General features: G+C 70.3%; 15 protein-coding genes. 5 read left to right on the top strand and 10 right to left on the bottom strand.

From position 1 onward, the window contains the following. Positions 1–53 precede the first annotated feature (53 nt). Positions 54–1,466: a chloride channel protein gene (locus LRM40_RS06845; protein WP_151124302.1), complete on the top strand. Its 1,413-nt coding sequence runs from the start codon at positions 54–56 to the stop codon at positions 1,464–1,466. Positions 1,467–1,542: 76 nt separating this feature from the next. Next, positions 1,543–2,685 (top strand): VIT1/CCC1 transporter family protein, encoded by a 1,143-nt coding sequence (locus LRM40_RS06840; RefSeq protein WP_151124303.1) that lies wholly within the window; start codon positions 1,543–1,545, stop codon positions 2,683–2,685. Here the strand turns inward: LRM40_RS06840 and LRM40_RS06835 are convergent. The 6 genes from LRM40_RS06835 to LRM40_RS06810 all read right to left on the bottom strand — a co-directional run bounded on the left by LRM40_RS06835 (position 2,646) and on the right by LRM40_RS06810 (position 12,172). Beyond that, positions 2,646–3,941, bottom strand: a complete 1,296-nt coding sequence (locus tag LRM40_RS06835) for a cation:proton antiporter (protein ID WP_151124304.1) — start codon at positions 3,939–3,941, stop codon at positions 2,646–2,648. The two genes, LRM40_RS06840 and LRM40_RS06835, sit on opposite strands and share 40 nt — an antisense overlap. Positions 3,942–4,036: 95 nt before the next feature. Next, positions 4,037–5,782 (bottom strand): methyl-accepting chemotaxis protein, encoded by a 1,746-nt coding sequence (locus LRM40_RS06830; RefSeq protein WP_151124305.1) that lies wholly within the window; start codon positions 5,780–5,782, stop codon positions 4,037–4,039. A 179-nt stretch (positions 5,783–5,961) separates the two neighbouring features. Then, positions 5,962–9,129: an error-prone DNA polymerase gene (locus tag LRM40_RS06825; RefSeq protein WP_231067767.1), complete on the bottom strand. Its 3,168-nt coding sequence runs from the start codon at positions 9,127–9,129 to the stop codon at positions 5,962–5,964. A 20-nt stretch (positions 9,130–9,149) separates the two neighbouring features. Next, on the bottom strand, positions 9,150–10,562 hold the full coding sequence (locus LRM40_RS06820; protein WP_310734159.1) for a DNA polymerase Y family protein: 1,413 nt from the start codon (positions 10,560–10,562) through the stop codon (positions 9,150–9,152). Continuing rightward, positions 10,519–11,334: a translesion DNA synthesis-associated protein ImuA gene (imuA, locus tag LRM40_RS06815; RefSeq protein WP_151124246.1), complete on the bottom strand. Its 816-nt coding sequence runs from the start codon at positions 11,332–11,334 to the stop codon at positions 10,519–10,521. The genes LRM40_RS06820 and imuA overlap by 44 nt, the downstream gene beginning before the upstream one ends. Before the next feature lie 97 nt (positions 11,335–11,431). Beyond that, a complete protein-coding gene (locus LRM40_RS06810) occupies positions 11,432–12,172 on the bottom strand; it encodes an SDR family NAD(P)-dependent oxidoreductase (RefSeq protein ID WP_151124245.1) in 741 nt (246 codons plus the stop codon). A 212-nt stretch (positions 12,173–12,384) separates the two neighbouring features. Here LRM40_RS06810 and LRM40_RS06805 point away from each other — a divergent pair, with 212 nt between their 5' ends. The 3 genes from LRM40_RS06805 (at position 12,385) to LRM40_RS06795 (ending at position 15,151) form a co-directional block, all read left to right on the top strand. After that, a complete protein-coding gene (locus LRM40_RS06805; RefSeq protein ID WP_151124244.1) occupies positions 12,385–13,038 on the top strand; it encodes a TetR/AcrR family transcriptional regulator in 654 nt (217 codons plus the stop codon). 182 nt (positions 13,039–13,220) lie between these two features. Beyond that, on the top strand, positions 13,221–14,156 hold the full coding sequence (locus LRM40_RS06800) for an esterase/lipase family protein (protein WP_151124243.1): 936 nt from the start codon (positions 13,221–13,223) through the stop codon (positions 14,154–14,156). Beyond that, positions 14,156–15,151 (top strand): lipase secretion chaperone, encoded by a 996-nt coding sequence (locus LRM40_RS06795; RefSeq protein ID WP_151124242.1) that lies wholly within the window; start codon positions 14,156–14,158, stop codon positions 15,149–15,151. The genes LRM40_RS06800 and LRM40_RS06795 overlap by 1 nt, the downstream gene beginning before the upstream one ends. A 33-nt stretch (positions 15,152–15,184) precedes the next feature. On the opposite strand, the gene LRM40_RS06790 is transcribed toward LRM40_RS06795, so the two are convergent. Genes LRM40_RS06790 through LRM40_RS06775 form a run of 4 tightly spaced genes read right to left on the bottom strand, consistent with a single transcriptional unit; the run spans position 15,185 to position 18,782 of the window. Next, complete coding sequence (locus LRM40_RS06790; RefSeq protein ID WP_211372995.1) at positions 15,185–15,901, bottom strand: ABC transporter ATP-binding protein; 717 nt, start codon at positions 15,899–15,901, stop codon at positions 15,185–15,187. A gap of 26 nt (positions 15,902–15,927) precedes the next feature. Further along, positions 15,928–16,698 carry an ABC transporter ATP-binding protein gene (locus tag LRM40_RS06785; RefSeq protein ID WP_151124241.1) on the bottom strand — a complete coding sequence of 257 codons (771 nt, stop codon included), beginning with the start codon at positions 16,696–16,698 and terminating at the stop codon, positions 15,928–15,930. A gap of 31 nt (positions 16,699–16,729) precedes the next feature. Beyond that, a complete protein-coding gene (locus LRM40_RS06780) occupies positions 16,730–17,821 on the bottom strand; it encodes an ABC transporter permease subunit (protein WP_151124240.1) in 1,092 nt (363 codons plus the stop codon). 31 nt (positions 17,822–17,852) lie between these two features. Next, positions 17,853–18,782, bottom strand: coding sequence for a branched-chain amino acid ABC transporter permease (locus LRM40_RS06775; protein WP_151124239.1), 930 nt, complete (start codon positions 18,780–18,782; stop codon positions 17,853–17,855). Positions 18,783–18,830 lie beyond the last annotated feature (48 nt).

Here is an 18,830-nt window from a genome sequence, read left to right as displayed (position 1 = left end):
TCGCGGAATGATAGATTGTCTGGAGGGCGGGCCGGAGGCCCGCTGCGCCTGAAATGCGTGGGTCCCTGCGCGTGCTGGCGATTCTGCATCGGGAGCTGGGCCGGCTCGACCTGTGGCGCGGCCGTGCGGTGGTGCTGGCCTACGCGGTGCTGACCGGCCTGAGCATCGTGTGGTTTGCACGCACCACCGAATGGGCCCTGGCCCAGTTCTTCAGTCTGCGCCAGGCGGTCTGGTGGAGCCCGCTGGTCTGGACGCCGCTGTCGGCAGCCGCCATCGTCTGGGTCACCCGGCGCTGGGTGCCCGGCGCGGCGGGTTCAGGCATCCCGCAGGTGATGGCGGCCCTGGACCCGCAGGTCGAACGCGGACAGCGAGGGCTCTATGTCTCGCTGAAGCTGGCCCTGGGCAAGTACCTGCTGGCGTCCTGGGGCCTGCTGGCCGGCCTGTCCCTGGGCCGGGAAGGCCCTTCCGTGCAGGTGGGCGCCGGCATCATGCACAGCGCGCGGCACTGGCTGCCGCCGCGCAGCCTGGTGTCCGAGCATGGCCTGCTGGTGGCGGGTGGCGCGGCGGGCATCGCGGCGGCCTTCAACACCCCGCTGGCGGGCGTGATGTTCGCCATCGAGGAGCTCTCGCGCCGACCCGAGCAGCGCAACAGCGGCCTGATCATCTCGGCCATCGTGTTGGCCGGGCTGATGGGCGTCTCGCTGCAGGGCAACGAGAGCTACTTCGGCATCATCCGGGTGGACGACTTTCGCGTGGACCTGTGGTGGCCGGCCCTGCTGCTGGCCCTGGCCTGCGGCTTGGCGGGAGGACTGTTCTCGCACCTGATGATCCGCTCGCTGAGCGGACAGGATAATGACCGCTTCAGCCGCTGGCGACGGGCCCGGCCTGTGGCCTTTGCCGGCGCCTGCGGCCTGCTGGTCGCCCTGATCGGTGTGAGCAACCAGGGCATCACCTTCGGCAGCGGCTACAGCCATTCGCAGGCCATGCTGGCGGGCGAAGCCGGCATCCCGGCCGTCTATGTGCTGTTCATGTTCCTGACCACCTGGCTGACCGCCTGGTCCGGCGTGCCGGGTGGCATCTTCGCCCCTTCGCTGGCCATCGGCGGCGCGCTGGGCAACGACATCGCCCTGCTCACCGGCAACCCCCAGGCCCCCGCGCTGATCGCCCTGGGCATGACCGGCTTTCTGGCCGCCGCCACGCAGGCGCCGCTGACGGCCTTCATCATCGTGATGGAGATGGTCAACGGCCACGCCATGGTGCTCAGCCTGATGGCCTGCGCCCTGGTGGCCAGCGGGGTCTCGCGCATCCTGAGCCGACCGTTGTACGGGGCCCTGGCCCAGGTGCAACTCCTGCGCCTGCCCGCGAAGCAGATGCCGCAAGGGCCTCGGAAAGAGGCGCCGGCCGGAGAGCCGGAGGGGGACAAAAAAATGGAGCCCACACGGGGCCCCGGAAACAGTCACTCCTGAGACACCTGGCTGCTGCTGAGACAGCCGAGTGCACCGCTCAATTATATCGCCACAAATGTAAACGAACGAGCCTCTCATGCCCTCCGCGTCGCCCCCCTCCAAGACCGTGCTGGCCCGCTACCGCGGCAACTGGCAGAGCGAGATCGACAGCGCGGCCATCTACCGCGCCATGGCGGCGGCCGAGCCGCAGGCCGACCTGGCGGCCTTGTACCGGCGCCTGGCCCAGGCCGAGGAAGGCCATGCGCTGTTCTGGCAGCGGCGGCTGGAGCAGGCGCTGGGTCACCCGCTGCAGCCCCGCACCAGCACGCGGGCCCGGGTGCTGATCTGGCTGGCCCGGCGCCTGGGCGCCAATGCCGTGCTGCCCACCGTCATGTCCCAGGAAGCGGACAACCGCGGCAGCTATGACGGCCAGGCCGAGACGCGCAGCACCACCATGCCGGCCCAGGAACGCTCGCACGCCCGGCTGCTGGCCCACCTGTCCAGTCGGGCCCGCCACGGCTGGAACGGCAGCCGCTACGCGCAGCTGGAAGGCCGGCATGGCGCCAGCGACGGCAACGCCCTGCGGGCCGCCGTGCTGGGCGCCAACGACGGGCTGGTGTCCACCTTCTGTCTGCTGATGGGGGCTGCGGGCGCGCAGTTCTCGGGCTCTGCCTTGCTGACCACGGCGCTGGCGGGGGCCCTGGCCGGCGCCGGCTCCATGGCCATGGGCGAATGGATCTCGGTGCAGAGCGCCCGCGAGCTGTACGCCCGACAGATCGCCGCCGAGGCCGATGAACTGGAACAGGCGCCCGAGGAGGAACGCGAGGAACTGGCCCTGATCTACCAGGCCAAGGGCTTCAGCGCGGAGGAGGCCCAGGCCATCTCGCACCGGGTGATGGCCCAGCACGGCAGCGCGCTGGACACCCTGGTGCGCGAGGAGCTGGGCATCAACCCCGACGAACTGGGCGGCTCGCCCTGGGCTGCCGCCGGCACCTCCTTCATCGTCTTCCTGCTGGGCGCCGCGGTGCCGGCCCTGCCGCTGCTGGTGCTCTCGGGCTTGCAGGCCGTGCAGGCCTGCGTGGCCGCCAGCGGGCTGGGGCTGTTGCTGATCGGCATGGGCATCACGCTGTTCACCGGCGGCAGCGCCTGGCGCAGCGGGCTGCGGCAGCTGGCCATCGGCGCCGCGGCGGCGGCGCTGACCTACGGCGCGGGCCGCTGGCTGGCCACCGGGCTGGGCTGAGGCAGTTCCAGGGGCCGGGCCTCGGACACGCCGACCCGGCGGGCGATGCGGCCCACGGTCAGGCCCTGCACCAGGATCGAGAAGACCACCACGCAGTAGGTCAGCGACAGCACGACCTCGCGGCTGTGCCCGGCCGGCAAGGACAGGGCCAGGGCCACCGACACGCCGCCGCGCACCCCGGCCCAGGTCAGCACCCGCCAGGTGCCCGAGGGCAGGCTCATCGTCAGCCGCAGCAGCGTCATCAGCATGGCCACGCTCAGGCCGCGGGCCGTCAGCGTGATGAAGATCGTCAGGGCCGCCGCGATCAGGATGCCGCCGCTGAAGTGCACCCGGATCACCTCCAGGCCGATCAGCACGAACAGCAGGGTGTTGAGGATGCCGTCCACCAGGCGCCAGAAGCGCGAGAGGTGGTCCTGGGTCTCGGCCGGGAAGGCCGGGTCGGAGCGGCTGCGGGTGCCCACCACCATGCCCACCACCACCATGGCCAGCGGGCCGGAGAAGTCCAGTTCCTCCACCAGGCCGTAGCCGCCCATCACCGTGGCCAGGGTCAGCAGCACCTCCACCTGGTAGCTCTGCACGTCCTTGAGCATGCGGTAGAGCAGATGGCCCAGCAACAGCCCCATCAGGATGCCGCCGCCGCCTTCCCGGGCCAGCTGGCTCAGCGCCTCCGAGGCGGTGGGCCAGTCGCCGGTCTTCACCATCGACAGGGCCAGGGCGAACAGAACCACGCCCACCGCGTCGTTGAAGAGCGACTCGCCGGCGATGATGGCCTCCATGGTGCGCGGCACGCCGGCCGATTTCAGGATGCTGCCCACGGCCACCGCGTCGGTGGGCGAGATGAGTGCGCCGAACACCAGGCAGTACGGCAGCGACAGGCGGATGCCCACCATGGGCAGCAGCTTCCACAGCGCCAGGCCCACCAGCAGCGCGCTGAGCACCGTGCCCACCACCGTCAGCGCGACGATGGGCTTCTGGTAGCGGCGCAACTCACCCAGCTTGAACTGCAGCCCGCCGGCAAAGAGCAGCACCGCCAGCATGCCCCGCATCAGCACGCCAGGGAAGTCGATGGAGGCCACCATGGCCGCCTGGTAACGACGCGGCGCGCTCCAGCCCAGGTAGTCCAGGCCGATGAGCGCGCCGGAAATGGCCAGCGCCACGGACATCACGCCGATGGTGGTGGGCAGGCCGATGAAGCGATGGTTGATGTAGGCGAAGACGGCCGTGATGACCAGGCACCAGACGGTGATTTCAAGCATGGAGCGGGGAGTTCATGACGCGGTGCAGCAGCACAGCGTTCTACGGTACCACCGCGGCGGAGAAGTTCCCCCCGCTCCGATGCTTCACACCCGGCTCAGAAGCTTTCCCAGTCCTCGGACGGGCCGGCCGAGGCCACGGCCTCCTCGCGGGCCGGTGCCGGTTTGTGTGCAGGCGCGGCCGGCGCCCTGGCGGCGGGATGAACCTTGGAGTGCACCACGGGCGGCTTCACCGGCGCATGTGCGGGGGCGGACACCGCGGTCGCCACCGGGGCATGGGCCGAGCCAGCACTCAGCCGGAACACCGCCACAGCCTCGACCAGATGCCGGGCCTGGTTCTTCAGGCTGTCGGCCGCGGCGGCGCTCTCTTCCACCAACGCGGCGTTCTGCTGGGTGGCCTGGTCCATCTGGCTGACGGCCTCGCCCACCTGGGACACGCCGTCGCTCTGCTCGGTGCTGGCCGAGGAGATCTCGCCGACGATGTCGCTGACACGGCGGATGGAGGTGACGATCTCGCCCATGGTCTGGCCCGCCCGGTCGACCAGGGTCGTGCCCTTCTCGACCTGCTCCACGCTGCGGCCGATGAGGGCCTTGATCTCGCGGGCGGCATCGGCGCTGCGCTGGGCCAGCGCCCGCACCTCGCCGGCCACCACCGCGAAGCCGCGGCCCTGTTCCCCGGCGCGGGCAGCTTCCACCGCGGCGTTCAGGGCCAGGATGTTGGTCTGGAAGGCAATGCCGTCGATCACCCCGATGATGTCGCCGATCTTGCGGCTGCTCTCGTTGATCTCCTGCATGGTGGTCACCACCTGGCCGACCACCTCACCGCCTTGCATGGCCACGCCGGAGGCCCCCTGGGCCAGCTGGCTGGCCTGCCTGGCGCTGTCGGCGTTGTGGCGCACGGTGGAGCCCAGTTCCTCCATGGTGGCGGCGGTTTCCTCGAGCGCGCTGGCCTGCTGCTCGGTGCGGCTGGACAGATCCATGTTGCCCTGGGCAATCTCGGCGCTGGCCGTCGCAATGCTCTCGGCGTTCTGACGCACGGTGGACACCACGCCCACCAGGCTGGTCTGCATGCGGTCCAGGGCCTGCAGCAGCATGGCGGTCTCGTCCCGGCCTTCGGTGTGGATGCGGCTGGTCAGGTCGCCCTGGGCGACGGTGGACGCCAGATTCACCGCCTGCTGGATCGGCGCGGTGATCGAGCGGGTGATGGTCCAGGCCGCGCCGACGCCCAGGACCAGGGCGGCCAGGGTCAGGCCCAGCACGGTCAGCCGCGAACTCTCGCGGGTCGACTTGGCCAGCACGTTCTGCGCGTCCGAGAGCTTGACGTTGTAGTTCCACCAGGTGGTCACCGCATCCTGAGCGGCGGTGTAGACCGGCGTGGCATCGTTCATCGCCTTCGTGGCCTCGGCGGTCTTCGACGGGTCGGTCACGGTCTGGCGGGACAGGGCACGGACCTTGGCCCAGGCGGCGTCGTAGGTGATCAAGGCGTTGCGGGCCGCGTCCATCGCGCGCTTGTCCTCGTCGTCGGAGATCAGTTCCTTGCCATAGCGGTCGAAGGCCTGGTCGATCTTGGCCCGCATCTCGGCCATCTGCGCCTCGTACACGTCCATCTCCTTGTCGGTGCTGGACAAGATGTGGCGATAGCCATAGCGGCGGTAATCGCTCATCAGCAGCGCCACCTGATTCTCGACCTGGTAAGACGGAATCAGGTTCTCGGCGTAGTAGCTCGCGTTGTCCGCCAGCCGGCCCATCTGGACCAGACTGACGCCGGCCAGCAGAGCCAGCAATGTCAGCAGCACGCCGAAGGCCACGCCCAGGCGGGGGCCGATCTTGAGGTTCTTGAACATCGTGTCTCCCCCGAGGGGTCTCTGTGTGAAGTCGAGCGACGGCCACGACGGGCCGTCGGCTTTTACTGACCACCTATCGGTCTTTGCCGACACCTCTTGAGACCGAGGAATGGCTGATGCGCCGAAATGGTGAGAATCCGGCCCCGAGCAGTCCCTTCGCGTGACGGATGTCTCAATCCTCAGCGGAAATCCCGGCTGCGGGCGGTGGGCGCCAGCCGGCCCAGCCAGGGGGTCAGGTCCTCGGCGTGGCCGACGATGAGGTTGCAGACCTCGCCCTCGCGCTGCCAGGTGCCGGCCAGGCCCAGCAGCCGGGCCGACACCAGCACCGCGCGAAAACGCTCGTAGACCCGCGGCCAGCAGATCGCCTGCACCATCCCGGTCTCGTCTTCCAGCGTGATGAACAGGGTGCCGCTGGCGGTGGGCGGGCGCTGGCGCATGGTGACGATGCCGGCATGGCGCACCAGCCGGCCGTGCGGACAGGCCCGCAGGACTTCGGCGGTGAGCAGGCGGCGGCGCTGCAGCTGCGGGCGCAGCAGCTGCAGCGGATGGCGGCGCAGGGTCAGGCCGGTGCTCTGATAGTCGGCCACGATCTCCTCGCCTTCAGGCGCGGCCGGCAAGGCCAGCGGCGCCTCGTCCACCGGCGCGCCGCGCAGCAGGGCCGGGGCGCGGCGCAGGCCGGCGGCCTCCCACATCTGCTGGCGGCGGTGGCCGGCCAGCGAGCGCAGCGCATCGGCCGCCGCCAGGTGGCGCAGGTCCGCCTGCTCCAGGCCGGCGCGGCGGGCCAGGTCCTGGGTGTCTGCAAACGGCCCGGCGGCGCGGGCCTGGGCGATGCGCTGGGCCGCGGCCAACGACAGCCCGGCCACCAGGCGCAGCCCCAACCGCACCGCCGGTGGCGGCCCGCCCGCTTTCAGCGGCGCCGGCGCAGGCCCGTCCAGCGCGCTGTCCACCCCGCTGTGCTGCACGTCCACCGGCCACACCGTCACCTGGTGGCGCCGGGCGTCCTGCACCAGCTGGGCCGGGCTGTAGAAGCCCATGGGCTGGGAATTGAGCAGGCCCACCAGAAACTCCGCCGGGTAGTGGCACTTGAGCCAGGCGCTGGCATAGACCAGCAGGGCGAAGGAGGCCGCGTGGCTTTCCGGGAAGCCGTAGTCGCTGAAGCCCTGGATCTGCTTGAACACGCCCTCGGCGAAGTCCTGCTCGTAGCCGCGCGCCACCATGCCGCCCACCAGGCGGTCGTGGTACTTCTCCAGCCCGCCCTTGCGCTTCCAGGCCGCCATGGCGCGGCGCAGTCCGTCGGCCTCGCCGGCGCTGAAGCCGGCGGCCACCATGGCGATCTGCATGCATTGCTCCTGGAAGATCGGCACGCCCAGGGTGCGTTCCAGCGCCACCTTCAGTTCCTCGCGCGGGTAGCTCACCGGCACCTTGCCCTGGCGCCGGTCCAGGTAGGGATGCACCGCCCCGCCCTGGATGGGGCCGGGCCGCACCAGGGCCACCTCGATCACCAGGTCGTAATAGCAGTCGGGGCGCAGCCTCGGCAGCATGCTCATCTGCGCCCGGCTCTCGATCTGGAAGACGCCCACCGTGTCGGCCCGGCTGATCATGTCGTAGGTGGGGTCGTCGCCCTCGGGCACCTGGTAGAGCTCGATCACCCGCCCTTCCCGCTGGCTCACCATGGCCAGCGTCTTGCGCAGCGCGCTCAGCATGCCCAGGGCCAGCACGTCCACCTTCATCAGGCCCAGCGCATCCAGATCGTCCTTGTCCCACTGGATGACGGTGCGGTCTTTCATGCTGGCGTTCTCGATCGGCACCATGCGCGAGAGCCGGCCCGCCGTCAGCACGAAGCCCCCCGTATGCTGGGACAGGTGGCGCGGAAAGCCCTGCAGCTGGGTGGCCAGCTGCAGCAGCTGCTGCACCGCCAGCGCGTCCGGATCCAGGCCGGTTTCGGCCGCCCGGGCAGGGTTCGGCCCCTCGGTGTCCCAGCCGCGGTGGGCGCTGGACAAGGCATCGAGCTGCTCGGGCGTGAAGCCCAGGGCCTTGCCCACGTCACGCAATGCGCTGCGCGGCTGGTAGCTGATGACGGCCGCGGTCAGGGCGGCGCGCTCGCGGCCGTACTTGCTGTAGAGGTACTGAATGACCTCCTCGCGCCGCTCGTGCTCGAAGTCCACGTCGATGTCCGGCGGCTCGTTGCGCTCCTTGGAAATGAAGCGCTCGAACAGAGCCGTGAGCCGGTCGGGCCCGACCGCGGTGATGCCCAGGCAGTAGCAGACCAGGCTGTTGGCCGCGCTGCCCCGGCCCTGGCAGAGGATGCCCCGGCCGCGGGCGAACAGCACGATGTCGGCCACCGTCAGGAAATAGTGCTCGTAGTGCAGATCGTCGATCAGGGCCAGCTCGTGTGCGATCTGGGCCCGCTCCTTCTCGGGCACCCCGTGGGGCCAATGCTTGGCGGCCCCAGCCCAGGTCAGCGTGCGCAGGTGGCTGGCCGCCGTCTCGCCCGGGGGGATGAACTCGTCCGGGTAGTGGTAGCTCAGTTCGTCCAGCGAGAAGTGACAGCGCGCCGACACGGCCAGGGTCTCGGCCAGCAGCGCGGGCGGGTAGACCTGGGCCAGGCGCAGTCGGGTGCGCAGGTGGCGTTCGGCATTGGGCTGCAGGTCCAGGCCGCAGGCGGTCAGCGGTCGGCGCAGGCGGATGGCGGTCAGCACGTCCTGCAGCGGCTTGCGCGAGCGAACATGGAAGTGCACGTCCCCGCAGGCCACGCAGGGAATGGCGCTGGCCGCCGACACCGCCTGCAGCCGCTCCAGCCAGCGCTCGTCGTCCAGCGCGCGCAGCAGGCTCACGCCCCACCAGCAGCGGCCGGTGAAGTGGCGCAGCAGCCAGCGCGCCAGGTCCTGCAGGGCCGCGTCGTCCAGGTCGCGCTCCGGCAGGGCCAGCACCACGCAGCCGGCCAGGGCCTCGCCGTCGATCAGGTCCTGCGTCAGCCGGTACTGGCCCTTGACCGGGCTGGCCCGCCGCAGCCGGGTGATGAATTCGCACAGCTGGCCCCAGCCCAGCAGGTCAGCCGCCAGCACGACCAGGGTGAAACGGGTCTGGCCGGCCTCGTCCGTCACCCGGAAGCGGCTGCCCACCTGCAGCTGCAGGCCGCTGGCCTGCACCGCCGGGTCGCGGCAGGCCACATGGGCCCGCACCACGCCGGCCACCGAGCATTCGTCGGTGATGGCCAGGGCGCGGTAACCCAGCGCGGCGGCGCGCTGTACCAGTTCCTCCGGGTGGCTGGCGCCCTGCAGAAAGCTGTAGTTGCTGACGCAGCAGAGCTCGGCGTAGTCGGGCAGCGGCAGACGGGGTTCGGCCATCGTGCGTTCTCGTCAGGCCCTCAGGCAAAGTGGCCATGCAGGAACCAGGCCTCGCCAGCCTCGCCCTCCAGCCGCGTCTGGAAGACCCAGAGCACGCCGGCCCGCTCGCTCCAGGCCACCCAGTAGTCGCGCGCCACCGCGTGCGAGACCACGACGCCGGTGGCGCCCTCGGGCGCCATGGCCGCGGCCCCCGGCGGCAGCGGCGCCGTGCTGCGGTGCCACCAGCCGCCCTCCACCCGCTGCGGCCCCAACAGCAGCAAAAGGGGCTGACCCTGGTGCATCGGTCGGTGCTGGCGCAGACCCAGGCGCTGCGGGGCCGGCAGCAGAAAGGCCGGCTGCGGCAGCGTGGGCAGGCGCGCCCCGGTGCGCGGCAGGGGCCGGTCCAGTGGCTGCCAGCCCTGCATCCACTCGGGCCGATGGTCCTCGCAAGCCCGCGGGCGGCAGACACGCTCGGCCCCCAGGCGGGCGGCCATCTGCTCCAGCACCTCGTCCAGGGCCTGGGCCTGCTGGCGGGCGTCGGGCCAGAGCTGACCGCTGGGCGGCGCCAGGGCCTGCACCTCGTCGGCCGTCAGGCGCAGCGCCGCCGCGGGAGCCGCCAGCGTGACCCGGGCCAGGTGCTCGGCCAGCAGCCGGGCCAGGTGTTCGGCCTGGCGGGCCGGCTGGGCGGTGCGCACGGTCAGCGCGCCACCGGGGGCCACGTCGCGGGCGCGCATGGAGTCGTGCTCCCAGGCCAGGGTGAAGGCCAGCACCCCGGCATGGCGGGCCTGCAGCCAGCCGCAGAGCTGCAGCAGCAGGCGCTGGGCGCCGGCCAGCAGGGCCGGGGCCTGCTCCACACGAAAGGCCAGTTCCAGCCGGGCGGAAAAGGTTTCGGGCAGGCTGAGCCAGGTGTGGGCCTCGGGCAGCGCCCCGTAGGCTTGGTCCAGCGCGGCCAGCAGGCCGGCCTCGAAGCGGCGGGCCAGGCCGCCGCGCGGCAGGCGGCGCACCTCGCCCAGGCGATGGCAGCCCATCAGGTGCAGGGTGTCGGCGTGCGGGCGCAGGCCGTCCAGCATCTCCAGCGGCAGCGGGTCCAGGGCATCGGCCAGCGGCTGCTGAAGGCCGGGCACCAGGGTCGGATCGGGCCCGGCTCCCTCGCCGCCATCGGCCCACGCGGCCTGTGCATGCTGGCGGGCCAGCGCCTGGGCCGCGCTGGCCGTGCTGGCCCAGGCCACGCCGGTGGCGCCCAGTTGGCAGCCTTCTCGGGCCAGGCGGCTCAGCAGCGCGGCCTGTCCGCCGAACAGGCGCTGGCTGGCGGCCAGCTCCAGGCGCAGGGCCTCGCCGCAGCGTGCCACCCGCGGCGTGAACTGCAGGGCCCAGCAGGCCGGCCCCTGCAGGTCGACCGCGGGCTCGCCCTCAGCGGGCGCCGGCCAGCACAGGGCGACCCACAGCATCTGCATCGGCGGACTCCTCTTCCCTCACCGCCACGGCCACGGGCTGCGGCAGCGCACTGCGACGCGCCGCCAGCCAACGCCGCGGCTGCAGCAGGCGGCTGGGCAGCACCGCGCCCAGGGTGCCGGGCACCGAGGGCAGGCAGACCTCGCCTTCGTGTACCGGCCCGCGCCGCTTGAACACCTGCACCTGCAGCGCCCAGTCCAGGTCCACCCGGGCCTGCAGGCGCAACGGGGCGGCCGACGACTCCTGCCGCGCCGCCAGCGGCCGGCAGGCGAAGGCCAGGGCCTGGCTGCCCAGGGCGTTGACCTGCAGCCGGCGGATCTGATCAGGCCGGGCCTGGGGCAACCAGGCCAACACCAGGGCGGCGGCCTGGGCGCGCAGCAGTTGCTCGGTACACCAGAGCCGCTCGGCCGTGGTCTGCGCCTGCACCCAGACCACGGCCGAGGCCGGCAGCCCGCATTGGGCCAGGCCCGGCAGGTGCGGCACCTGGGGCGGGCCCACCAGCACAATGGGCCGCCCCTCGGCCGCCAGGGCCCGGGCCACCGGCCCCAGCAGACGCCACTCCAGCAGGGCCGGCTGGGGCTGCAGCAGCTCGGTCAGTGCGCCGCAGGGCCAGCCGCCGCCGGGCAGCTCGGCGTCCAGCGCCGGGTGGCCGCTGGAGCGCACCTCACCGCGCGGCCCCGTCCAGGCCCGGGCCGGCCAGACCCGGCCCGCCACCTCGGGGGGCAGAGACAGGGGCGCCGCAGCGGCGCGCGCGTGGACATCGGAGGCAGGCATGGCGACAGAAGGCAAGGCACGGGAAGATACTGTACATCCATACAGTCTTCATGACCATGCCGGCTGGCCCGGCGCCGCCATCCTGGGCCGGAATGGCTCAGGTGGTCTGCCCCCCATCCACCGTCAGGATGGCGCCGGTGATCTGCCGCGCCGACGGGCTTGCCAGAAAGACGACGGCAGCGGCGACATCTTCAGGTGCGCCATAACGCCCCAGCGGACTCAGGCTGCGCTGAAAGTCGGAGAACTCACCGTTAGCAGGGTTCATGTCGGTGTCGGTCGATCCCGGCTGAACCAGGTTGACCGTGACATCGCGCGAACCGAGTTCCTGGGCCAAGCCGCGTGTGAAAGAATGCAGTGCCGACTTGGTCATGTAATAGAACGTTCCGGGATACCCGACCACACGCTCGGCACCGGCAGAGCCGATCGTGACGATGCGTCCGCCGGCCCCGAGATGCGGAATGGCGGCCTGGGCGGCAAGAACCGGCCCACGCACATTGACGGCAAGCATGGCCTCGATGGCCTCCAGGCCGATCTCCGCCGTGGGCGCATAGCGTGCGATGCCGGCGTTGTTGACAAGGATATCGAGCCCCCCCAACGCATGGACCGCTTCGGTGACCGCGCGCTGGACCGCCGCGGGATCTGCGCTGTCGGCCTGGATCGCAACGGCCTTGCGCCCCAGGCTTCCGATGGCCCGAACGACCTCCGCAGCACGGTCCGCGGACCTTTCATAGGTGAGCGCGACATCCGCGCCCTTTTCCGCCAAGGCCTTTGCAATCGCGGCGCCGATGCCGCGGGAAGCGCCGGTCACGAGGGCTCGCTTGCCCGTCAATTCGCTCATGGTTTTCACTCCTGAAGGGGGTCCACAGTGGGCATGTCTTGCGGGTACACCTCGGCCTGTTCGACAATAAATTCTGAATCGAACGATCGATACAAAATTACGACACAAGGCATCACGCCGACAAATCACGCATCGATTGATTTATATATCAATCGATACACAAATTGTGTGGGAGGTGGTCTGTCGGCGTCAACAGATTTATGGAGCGATCGATGCAAAAATCAAAACCCTCTCCGGAAGCCCCCCAACCGGCCCAGGGCCGCGGCAGGGGGCGCCCCCGAGCCTTCGATCGGGAAGCGGCCCTGGCGAAAGCCACACGTCTGTTCTGGACGAAGGGCTATGAGGCCACCTCGATTTCCGATCTGACGGAAGTGATGGGCATCGGTTCACCCAGCCTGTACGCCGCCTTCGGCTCCAAGGACGCGCTCTATGCCGAAGCCTTGCGCCACTACCGCGACCAGAACGAGGCGCTGGTTTGGGGCAAGTTCCTGACCGCCGCCACGGCCCGGGAGGCGGTCCAGTCCTTGCTGCTGGATTCCGCAGCCGCTCTGACCGGATGCCTTGCCGACACCCCGCCGGGCTGCATGGTGACACTCTCATCGGTCGGCAGCGAGGGACACTCCGGGCTCGGTGATCTGGTGAAGTCGGCGCGCGGGGTCACGCTCGAGCGCCTGAAGATGCGGCTGGGCCGCGCCCTGGCCGAAGGTGAACTGCCGTCCGCCACCGATGTCCATGCGCTCGCGCGCTTCGTGCAGACGGTGCAGAGCGGCATGTCGATCCTGGCCCGCGACGGCGCGAGTCGCGCCGAACTGGAAGACGTGGCGCAGGTGGCGATGCAAGGCTGGGACAGCCGTACAGGCCACTGAGCCCCCCCTCTGCTCACCGGCTATCCCGTTCCCGTCACCGGGAAAGCCTGAGGCCGTGTTGCGGCGCAGCTTTGGGAAATCACCCAGACGGACGCACGAACGATCGTTCTTTAATTCGCCCACTCCGGGTCGGTCACCCGTCGGGCGTCGGTGCCGGAGCCACAACACGCAGAGGAGACCCCATGAAACGCTGGTTCCTGAAGACGGTGGTGGCGGCGGCCTGCATCACCGGCACGGTCGCACCGACCGTGGTCCACGCGGCCGACACCTACACCCAGACGCGCTACCCCATCGTGCTCGTGCATGGCCTGTTCGGATGGGATTCGATCGGCCCGGTGGACTACTGGTGGGGCATCGACACCGGCCTGGCCTCGGGCGGCGCCAAGGTCTTCGTCTCGCAGGTTTCCGCGGCCAACAGCAGCGAGGTGCGCGGAGAACAGCTGCTGGCCGAGCTGCAGCGCCTGCAGGCCACCTACGGCTACAGCAAGTTCAACCTGGTGGGACACAGCCATGGCGGCCAGGCGGTGCGCTATGTGGCCTCGGTGGCGCCGCAGCTGGTGGCCTCGATCACCACCATGGGCACGCCCCACACCGGCAGCCCGGTGGCCGACGACATCAAGGCCGGCACCAGCGCCACCGGCACCACGGCCTGGGTGGCCGCGGTGGCCAACGCCTTCGCTGCGGTGATCAGCCTGCTCTCGGGCAGCCCCGACCTGCCGCAGGATTCCGAGGCCGCCATGAATTCGCTCACCACGGCCGGCGCAGCCGCCTTCAACGCCAAGTACCCGCAGGGCGCGCCCAGCAGCAGCTGTGGCCAGGGCCCGGAGCTGGTCAACGGCGTGCGCTACTACTCGGCCGGCGGCAATGCGGTGCTGACCAATGTATTCGACCTCAGCGACGCCCTGCTGACGCTGACCTCGGTGAGCTTCAAGGGCGCGTCCAACGACGGCCTGGTGGGCAAGTGCGCCTCGCACTGGGGCACGGTGCTGCGTGACGACTACGCCTGGAACCACCTGGACGAGATCAACCAGGCCTTCGGCCTGCGCGGCCTGTTCGCCCCCGACCCGGTGGCCTTCTACCGCTCGCAGGCCAACCGCCTGAAGTCCATCGGCCTGTGATGCCCGTCCGCCGCACGACCCTGTGGGCAGGCGCCACCCTGCTGCTGTGTGGCGGGCTGTGGTGGGCCTGGGCGGCGCAGGCCCCCGGGGCCCGGGCCGCCGTGCGGCTCAGCCCCGCAGCCGCCCAGGACGCCACGACCGTCGGGGCCCGGCCGGCGCCCCCGAATGCCGTGGACGCGCTGCAGCCGGACCCGACGCGCTCCCAGCGCGGCGTGGCCCAGGTGCGGCAGGCCCTGTTCGAGCGGGGGTCGCTGCGCGGCGTGCAGCCCGATGGCGGCTTCCGCCTGGACGCCCAGGGCCGGCTGATACCGGACCGCGCGGTGCGGCGGCGCTTCGACCAGCTGCTGACCACGCTGGGCGAAGCCAGCATCGAGGAGCTGGGCGCCCTGCTGCAGCAACAGGCCCGTGCCGAACTGGGCGGTGACGACGGCGCCGCCCAGGTGATGGCGGTGTGGGAGCGCTACCTGCAGCTGCAACGCCAGCTGGCCCCGGCCGGCGGCACCAGCAGCCCGCCCACGGCCGACAGCCTGACCCTGGCCCTGCAGGAACGCGCCCGCCAGCGCCGGCTGGTGCTGGGCAACGACTGGGCGGAGGCCTTCTATGGTGACGAGGAGGCCGCACTGCAGGCTCGCCTGAGCAGTGAGGCAGAGGCCGCCGCCTCGCCCGCACCGGGCCGCGACAGCCAGGCCACCACCCTGCCCTCCGTTGCCCGGGCCCCGCAGCCCGGGGAGGATCTGGCCGCGCTGCAACGCCAGCGCGAGGCCACGCTGGGGCCGGAGGCTGCCGCGCGGCTGCAGGCGCTCGATCAGGCCCAGGCGGCCTGGGCGCAGAAGGTGACCGAGGCCCGAAGCCAGGTCACCCGGCTGCAGGGTGCCGCCGAACTCTCGGCCGTGCAGCGGCAGCAGGCCATCGACCAGCTGATCGAGAGCCGCTTTGCCCCGCAGGACCGCCTGCGGGCCCGGGCGGTGCTGGGGCTGGCGCCGGTCGGTGGCTGAGCGTCCGGTCCGACGCGACGTCACCCGCCCAGATCACTCCCCCAGATAAGCGGCACGCACCTTGGGGTCGTTGAGCAGCTCCTGCGCCGGGCCGGTCATGCTGACCTCGCCGGAATCGAGCACGTAGCCCCGGTCGGCCAGGGCCAGCGCGCGGCTGGCGTTCTGCTCGACCAGCAGCATCGTCGTGCCCTGCGCGTGGATGGTCTGCACCACCTCGAAGATCTTGTCCACCATGATGGGGGAGAGACCCATGCTCGGCTCGTCGAGCAGCAGCACCTTGGGCCGCGCCATCAGCGCCCGGCCCATGGCCAGCATCTGCTGCTCGCCCCCGCTCATCGTGCCGGCGAGCTGGTGGGCACGCTCCTTCAGGCGCGGGAAGATGCCGAAGACCTTCTCGATGTCGGCCTCGATCTCGTCGTCCTGGCGCACGTAGGCGCCCATCTGCAGGTTCTCCACGATGGTCATGCGCGTGAAGGTGCCCCGCCCTTCGGGGATCATCACCAGGCCCTGGCGCGCCAGGTCCCAGGCGCCCTGGCCCTTGATGCTCTTGCCCAGGAATTCGATGTCGCCCGCGGCCACCGGCTGCAGCCCGGTGATGGCCTTGAGCGTGGTGGTCTTGCCCGCCCCGTTGGCCCCGATCAGGCTGACCAGTTCGCCTTCGCGGACTTCGAAGTCGATGCCCTTGACCGCCTGGATGCCGCCGTAGGCCACTTTGAGGCCGCTGACCTTCAGCAAGGTGTGTGCTGTCATGTCTGTGTGCTCTTGTCTTGTGCGGGTCAGTGGTGGCCGGCGCCCAGGTAGGCTTCGATCACCTTCTCGTTCTTCTGCACTTCCGCCGGCGTGCCTTCGGCAATCTGCTTGCCGTAGTCCAGCACCGTCACGCGGTCGCACAGGCCCATGACCAGCTTGACGTCGTGTTCGATCAAGAGGATGGTGCGCCCGTCCTTGCGGATGCGGTCGATCAGCTCGCGCAGCACCACCTTCTCGGTGGCGTTCATGCCCGCAGCCGGTTCGTCCAGCGCGATGAGCTTGGGGTCGGTGGCCAGGGCCCGGGCGATCTCCAGACGGCGCTGGTCGCCGTAGCTCAGGGTGCGGGCCTTGTAGGGGGCGTATTTGCCGATGCCCACGTAGTCCAGCAGTTCCTGCGCGCGCTGGCGGATGGCGGCCTCTTCGGCCTTGAAGCTCGGGGTGCGCAGCACCGCGCCCAGCAGGCCCGAGGCGCTGCGCACGTGGCGGCCCACCATCACGTTCTCCAGCGCGGTCATCTCGGCGAACAGCCGGATGTTCTGGAAGGTGCGCGCGATGCCGGCCTTGGCCACCTGGTGCACGGCCTGCGGGGTGTAGGCCTCGCCGCCGAGCATGAAGCTGCCGCCGTCCGGGGTGTACAGCCCGGTGATGACGTTGAAGAAGGTGGTCTTGCCCGCCCCGTTGGGGCCGATCAGGCCGTAGACCTGCCCTTCGTGGATGCTCAGGCTGACGTCGCTGAGGGCCTGCAGGCCGCCGAAGCGCTTGGAGGCGCCCTGGACCTTGAAGACTTCTTGGCTCATGGTGTGGTGTGTCCTTCTTGTTCTTCTGGTCTCACTTGGCCGGCGCCGGGGTGGGGGCGGCCTTGCCGTGCTCGGGCGCGGGCCACAGGCCGCGCGGGCGCAGCAGCATGATGGCGATCATGGCCAGGGCGATGAGCAGCTGGCGCAGGATGGCCGCGTCCAGCCGTCCGTCGGTCAGGGTCTGCAGCGGGCCGGCCACGTAGCGCAGCACTTCGGGCATGGCCGCCAGCAGCACCGCCCCCAGGATGACCCCGGGGATGTGGCCCATGCCGCCGAGCACGACCATGGCCACGATCATTTCCGATTCCATCAGCGAGAAGGATTCGGGCGAGACGAAGCTCTGGAAGGCCGCGAACATGGAGCCGGAGATGCCGCCGAAGGTGGCGCCCATGCCGAAGGCCAGCAGCTTGAGGTTGCGGGTGTTCAGGCCCATGGCCTTGGCCGCGATCTCGTCTTCGCGGATGGCCATCCAGGCCCGCCCGATGCGCGAGTCCGCCAGGCGCTGGCAGATCACCACGGTGGCGATCACCAGGGCCAGGAACAGGTAGTAGTACAGGGTCACCGAGGGCAGCGTGTGGCCGAACAGGTGCAGCGGTTCGCTGAAGTCCACCGGGCCCAGGGTCATGGGTTCGATCTGGCCGATGCCGCGCGGGCCGTTGGTGATGTTGACCGGGTACTCCAGGTTGTTCATGAACACCCGGATGATCTCGCCGAAGCCCAGGGTGACGATGGCCAGGTAGTCCCCGCGCAGCTTGAGCGTGGGTGCGCCCAGCAGCATGCCCGCCAGCGCCGCCAGCAGGGCCGCCAGCGGGATGACCAGCCAGATGGGGGTGTGCAGGCCGTTGGGGTACAGGGCCTTGATCCACTCGAAGTTGTCGGTGAGCTGGGGGCTGGCCAGCAGCGCGTACATGTAGGCGCCCACGGCGTAGAAGGCCACGTAGCCCAGGTCCAGCAGGCCTGCGTAGCCCACCACGATGTTCAGGCCCAGGGCCAGCATCACGTACAGCAGGGCCAGCGCCATGATGCGCACCCAGCCTTGGCCGAACTGCGCGGCCCACAGCGGGGCGGCCAGCAGCAGCGCGCCGGCCACCAGGAACACCACGATCTTGGTTGTCTTGTTCATCTCTGCAAACATGGTCTGGGGTTCCTCTGTGTCAGGCGCGATCCGCGACTCGCTCGCCCATCAGGCCCGAGGGGCGCAGGGTGAGCACCAGGATCAGCACGAGGAAGGCGAAGATGTCCACGTACTGGCTGCCGAAGACGCCACCCGTGAGGTCGCCCAGGTAGCCCGCGCCGATGGCTTCGATCAGGCCCAGCAGCACGCCGCCGACCATCGCCCCGGTGAGGTTGCCGATGCCGCCGAACACCGCCGCGGTGAAGGCCTTCAGGCCCGGCAGGAAGCCCATGGTGTGCTGCACGGTGCCGTAGTTGAGCGCCCACATGATCCCGGCAATCGCCGCCAGCGAGGCACCGATGACAAAGGTCAGCGAGATGATGAAGTCGGGCTTGACCCCCATCAGGCCGGCCACCCGCGGGTTCTCGGCCGTGGCCCGCATCGCCCGGCCCAGCTTGGTCTTGTTGACCAGCCACAGCAGACCGGCCAGCACCGCCACCGTGCTGCCCAGGATCAGCAGCTGCGTGACCGTGATCACCGGCCCGTCGGTCCACAGGAAGAACACTTCCGTGGGCAGCAGCGGCGGGAAGGGCTTGGGGTTGGGCTTCCAGATCATCATGGCCAGCGTCTGCAGCAGCAGGCTCATGCCCATGGCCGTGATCAGCGGCGCCAGGCGCGGCGCGTTGCGCAGCGGCCGGTACGCGATCTTCTCCACCACAAAGTTCAGCACCGAGCACGCCACGATCGCAATGGGCAGCGAGATCAGCAGCAGCGCCCACCCCGGCAGCCCCGTGTCCGCCAGCCCCGTGACCACCGTCCACGACACCATCGCACCCACCATCAGCACTTCGCCGTGCGCAAAGTTGATCAGGCTGATGATCCCGTACACCATCGTGTAGCCCAGCGCCACCAGAGCGTACATGCTCCCCAGCACCAAACCGTTGATGATCTGTTGAACGAAGATGTCCATCTGCAGACTGCTCCTGCGCTGTGTTCAAGAAAACGTGTTGGAAAGAAC

It is taken from the genome of Ideonella dechloratans (genome assembly GCF_021049305.1).
Lineage (GTDB): Bacteria > Pseudomonadota > Gammaproteobacteria > Burkholderiales > Burkholderiaceae_C > Ideonella > Ideonella dechloratans.
Note: the sequence above shows the minus strand (reverse complement) of the source record. Positions and strands in the feature narration are given on the sequence as shown.

Coding starts and splice junctions, on each gene's coding strand:
- LRM40_RS06845 (WP_151124302.1), top strand. CDS start 54: ATGCGTGGGTCCCTGCGCGTGCTGGCGATTCTGCATCGGGAGCTGGGC.
- LRM40_RS06840 (WP_151124303.1), top strand. CDS start 1,543: ATGCCCTCCGCGTCGCCCCCCTCCAAGACCGTGCTGGCCCGCTACCGC.
- LRM40_RS06835 (WP_151124304.1), bottom strand. CDS start 3,941: ATGCTTGAAATCACCGTCTGGTGCCTGGTCATCACGGCCGTCTTCGCC.
- LRM40_RS06830 (WP_151124305.1), bottom strand. CDS start 5,782: ATGTTCAAGAACCTCAAGATCGGCCCCCGCCTGGGCGTGGCCTTCGGC.
- LRM40_RS06825 (WP_231067767.1), bottom strand. CDS start 9,129: ATGGCCGAACCCCGTCTGCCGCTGCCCGACTACGCCGAGCTCTGCTGC.
- LRM40_RS06820 (WP_310734159.1), bottom strand. CDS start 10,562: ATGCAGATGCTGTGGGTCGCCCTGTGCTGGCCGGCGCCCGCTGAGGGC.
- imuA (WP_151124246.1), bottom strand. CDS start 11,334: ATGCCTGCCTCCGATGTCCACGCGCGCGCCGCTGCGGCGCCCCTGTCT.
- LRM40_RS06810 (WP_151124245.1), bottom strand. CDS start 12,172: ATGAGCGAATTGACGGGCAAGCGAGCCCTCGTGACCGGCGCTTCCCGC.
- LRM40_RS06805 (WP_151124244.1), top strand. CDS start 12,385: ATGCAAAAATCAAAACCCTCTCCGGAAGCCCCCCAACCGGCCCAGGGC.
- LRM40_RS06800 (WP_151124243.1), top strand. CDS start 13,221: ATGAAACGCTGGTTCCTGAAGACGGTGGTGGCGGCGGCCTGCATCACC.
- LRM40_RS06795 (WP_151124242.1), top strand. CDS start 14,156: ATGCCCGTCCGCCGCACGACCCTGTGGGCAGGCGCCACCCTGCTGCTG.
- LRM40_RS06790 (WP_211372995.1), bottom strand. CDS start 15,901: ATGACAGCACACACCTTGCTGAAGGTCAGCGGCCTCAAAGTGGCCTAC.
- LRM40_RS06785 (WP_151124241.1), bottom strand. CDS start 16,698: ATGAGCCAAGAAGTCTTCAAGGTCCAGGGCGCCTCCAAGCGCTTCGGC.
- LRM40_RS06780 (WP_151124240.1), bottom strand. CDS start 17,821: ATGAACAAGACAACCAAGATCGTGGTGTTCCTGGTGGCCGGCGCGCTG.
- LRM40_RS06775 (WP_151124239.1), bottom strand. CDS start 18,782: ATGGACATCTTCGTTCAACAGATCATCAACGGTTTGGTGCTGGGGAGC.